The 4,447-nt window shown below is 65.7% G+C and carries 1 protein-coding gene; it reads left to right on the top strand.

Annotated features, from left to right (window positions below; all coding sequences use genetic code 11):
- Positions 1 to 12: 12 nt before the first annotated feature.
- Positions 13 to 4,447 (top strand): non-ribosomal peptide synthetase (locus RJ1_RS44445; protein WP_170008953.1); only part of this gene is annotated, 4,435 nt, incomplete at its 3' end.

The following is a 4,447-nucleotide window of genomic DNA, read 5'->3' as shown; positions in this document are numbered from 1 at the left end:
TGCATGGTGCAGGTGGCCTCCAGTCTCGGTGCGCCGGGGCTGGCGCGGGTGCTGGCAAGTACGTCGGTGAGTTTCGACGTGTCGGTGTTGGAGATCTTCGCTGCGTTGTGCGCCGGCGGCAGCATCGACGTGGTCCGCGACGTTCTCGTGCTCGGCGAACACTGCAGCTGGAGCGGGGGTGTGATCAGCACGGTCCCGTCGGCGTTCGCGGAGGTACTCGATCAGATCGAGAGCACGCTGAATGCCGAGACGGTGGTGTTCATCGGTGAGCAGTTGCCAGGTCGAGTGCTCAGTGCAGTTCGTGCCGCGATTCCTGGTGTCCGGGTTGTCAATGGGTATGGTCCGACCGAGGCCACCGTCTACGTGACCAGCCAGGTCGTGGAGCCGTCGGACAAGTGTGCCGGTGGGTCGGTGCCGATCGGTGTGCCGGTGCGGAATTCACAGGTGTTCGTGTTGGGCGCGGGGCTTCGGCCGGTTCCGGTGGGTGTGGTGGGAGAGCTGTACATCGCGGGGGTTCAGTTGGCGCGCGGCTATCTGCGCCGGCCGGGCCTGACCGCGGAGCGGTTTCTCCCGTGTCCGTTCGGGGCGGTGGGTACGCGAATGTATCGATCGGGGGATCTGGCGCGGTGGACTGCTGCGGGTGTGCTCGAGTTCGTGGGACGTGCTGATGAGCAGGTGAAGGTCCGGGGGTTCCGGGTGGAGCCCGGGGAGATCGAAGCGGTACTACTGAAGCACCCGGCGGTTGCGCAGGCAGTAGTCATTGCCCGGGACACTTCGGCGATCGTCGGGGTGGGGCGCCAGTTGGTGGGGTACGTGGTCCTCGAGCCCACCGACAACGTCACGGGTGTGGAGTTGCGAGAGTTCGTGACGGAACGGCTCCCGGAGTACATGGTGCCGGCGGTGATCATGCTGGTGGATCGGTTGCCGCTGACGGCGAACGGGAAGCTGGATCGGAGAGCGTTACCGGCACCGGAGTTCACCGGCGCGGTGTTCCGTGCGCCGCGGTCATCGCTCGAGGAGGCCCTGGTCTCGCTTTTCGCTGACGTACTGGACGTTCCGCGGGTGGGGATCGACGACAGCTTCTTCGATCTCGGTGGGCATTCGCTGACCGCGACACGGTTGATCGGCCGGGTCCGCACGGTGCTGGGGGTGGAGGTCCCGATCAGGGTGGTGTTCGAATCCCCGACAGTCGCCGCACTGGCGCCGCGACTCGGTGCTGGTGCGGTTCGGGCGCCGCTGGTCCCGCGCGTGCGGCCTCAGCGGGTGCCGTTGTCGTTTGCGCAGGCCAGGCTGTGGTTCTTGCACCGCTTCGAGGGCCCGTCGGCCACGTACAACATTCCGGTGGCGGTGCGACTCACCGGCGACCTCGACACCGAGGCCCTGGTGACAGCAATCGAGGACGTGATTGCCCGGCACGAGAGCCTGCGAACGATATTCGGTGAAGCTGAGGGGATCCCGTTCCAGGAAATCCTTTCCGCAAACCAGGTGCCCGCGGCAGTGCAGATGATCGAGGTCGGGGCCGACGACATACCCGCGGCGGTGACCACGGCCGCAGCGTATCGGTTCGATGTCGAACACGAGATTCCGATCCGGGCAACGTTGATGGCGTCCGGATCCCAGGAACACATCCTGGTGTTGGTGCTGCACCACATAGCGGGGGACGGGGGATCGTTGACGCCGCTGGCCCGTGACATCGCGGTCGCGTATGCGGCCCGCGCGGAGGGGCACGTGCCGGGGTGGTCTCCGTTGCCGGTGCAGTACGCCGATTACACCCTGTGGCAGCGAGAAGTACTTGGCAACGAGCACGATCCGGGCAGTGTGCTCTCCGCCCAGCTCGACTATTGGAAAACTGAACTGGCGGGGCTACCCGACTGCATCGAGCTACCCACCGACCGGCGACGTCCGGCCGCACCGAGCTATGCCGGCGGAGTGGTGGAGTTCTCGATCGGACCCGAACATGCGGCGGCGATAACCGAATTGGCTCACAGCAGTGGGGCAACACCATCGATGATATTGCAATCAATGCTGGCGGTGCTGCTCCGCAGGCTCGGTGCAGGGAGCGATATTGCGATCGGTGGGCCGATCGCGGGCCGCACCGACGACGCTCTGACCGAGTTGGTGGGGTTCTTCGTCAACACCTGGGTGCTATGCGTCGATGTGTCGGGGAATCCGCGGTTCGAGCAGGTGCTCGACCGGGTGCGGGGTAAGGCCCTGGGTGCGTACGAGAATCAGGATGCGCCGTTCGAGCGGTTGGTGGAGCTCCTGAATCCGACCCGATCGACGGCGTACCATCCGTTGTTCCAGGTGTCGTTCGCCCTGCAGAACAACGCTTTCCCCGAAGTCGAGTTCCCTGGGTTGGGGTGGGAGGTGTTGCCGGCGCCGACCGGGACGTCGCGTTTCGATCTGTCGTTCAGTCTCACCTTCGACGAGCGGCACGGTCTGGCCGGGGTCGTCGAGTACGCGAGTGACCTGTTCGACCGGGCGACGGTGGAGTCCATCGCGGCCCGGTATGTGCGGCTGCTCGAGAGGATCGTCGAGGATCCGGACGGGCGGATCGAAGGCTACGAGATCCTCGAGCCCGACGAGCGCGAGGTGCTTCTCCGGACTTGGAATGACACCGCGGCCCCCTTCTCGGACACCACTGTCGTGGAACTGTTCGAGCGACAAGTGGCGGCGACACCCGACGCCGCAGCGGTGACCTTCTCCGGCCGGAGCTGGACCTACCGAGAAATCAACACACAGGCGAACCGGCTGGCGCACTACCTGATCGGTGCCGGGGTCGGCCCGGAAACCGTGGTGGCCGTCGCACTGGAGCGCTCGGTCGAGTTGGTCGTCGCGTTGGTGGCGGTGCTCAAGGCCGGCGGCAGCTACCTTCCGATGGACCCGAACTATCCCAGTGCCCGCGCCGGGACAATTCTCTCCGACGCAGCTCCGCGGCTGATCCTGTCCGACACTGTCACCGTGGCCACACTGCCCGACCACGAGACAGACCAGGTACTGCTCGATGCAGACCTGGACCTCGACACTGCACCCGTCGTCGGTGGTCGTGCCGACCACGATCCCGGCGACAGCGATCGGATCAGACCGTTGAGTCCCGATCATGCGGCGTATGTGATGTACACCTCGGGGTCGACAGGTACTCCGAAGGGCGTCACCGTGAGCCACCGAAGTGTGATGTCGTTGTTGACCGGCACTGCCGACCGCGTGGGTGTGGACGCTACGGATGTGTTTGTGTGGTGCCACTCGGTGGCATTCGATTTCTCGGTGTGGGAGCTGTGGGGTGCGCTGGTACACGGTGGCCGCGTGGTGGTGGCGCCGTGGGACGTGGTGCGATCACCGAAAGATTTGTGGGAGCTGGTGGTTCGAGAGCAGGTGACCGTTCTCGGGCAGACGCCGTCGGCGTTCTACGAATTGGTCGAGGTCGAGCACGAGGACCCGGTCCTGGGGGCCGCTTCGGTGTTGCGGACGGCAGTGCTCGGTGGAGAGGTGCTGGATCCCACCAGGCTGCGCGGCTGGCGTCCGGGTGAGGACTCCCGCCATCCACACGTGACGATGGTCAACGGTTACGGACCGACGGAGACGACGGTCTTCGCGGCAATGTACTCGCTACGCGAATCTCGAAGTGGTCGTGATCGGGTGAGTGTGCCGATCGGCGATCCAGTGGCCGGTATGCGGGTGTTCGTGCTGGGTTCTGGGTTGATGCCGGTCCCGGTGGGCGTGGTGGGTGAGCTGTATATCGCCGGGGTGCAGTTGGCCCGCGGGTATCTGGGCCGGCCGGGGTTGACTGCGGAGCGGTTCGTGGCGTGTCCGTTCGCGGCGGTGGGTACGCGAATGTATCGATCCGGGGACCTGGTGCGGTGGACCGCTGACGGTGTCCTCGAGTACGTGGGACGCGCGGATGAGCAGGTGAAGGTCCGGGGGTTCCGGGTGGAGCCCGGGGAGATCGAAGCGGTGCTGCTGTCGCATCCTGCCGTTTCGCAGGCAGTGGTGATAGCCCGGGAAACCCTCGTCGGCATCGAGTTGGTGGGGTACATCGTTCTCACTTCCGGGACCTGTGCCGACTCTGTGGCGCTACGGGAGTTCGTGGCCGGGTTGTTGCCGGAGTTCATGGTGCCGGCGGCGGTCGTGGTGGTGGCCGGGTTGCCGTTGACGGTGAACGGGAAATTGGACCGGAAAGCGTTGCCGGCGCCGGAGTTCATCGGTGGCGTGTTTCGGGCCCCGCGGTCGCCGGTGGAGGAGATGCTGGCGTCACTCTACGGCGACGTGCTCGGTCTTCCGCGGGTGGGGATCGACGACAGCTTCTTCGATCTCGGTGGCCACTCGCTGTCGGCGACGCAGTTGGTGAGCCGAATCCGGTCGGTGCTGGGGGTGGAGGTCCCGATCCGGATGATCTTCGAATCACCGACGGTCGCCGAGCTCGCACCCCGATTGAGGGACGGCCCGGTCC

Origin of the sequence: Rhodococcus jostii NBRC 16295 (assembly GCF_001894825.1) — a bacterium.
In the GTDB taxonomy this organism is placed as follows: Bacteria; Actinomycetota; Actinomycetes; order Mycobacteriales; family Mycobacteriaceae; genus Rhodococcus_F; species Rhodococcus_F jostii.
Note: the sequence above shows the minus strand (reverse complement) of the source record. Positions and strands in the feature narration are given on the sequence as shown.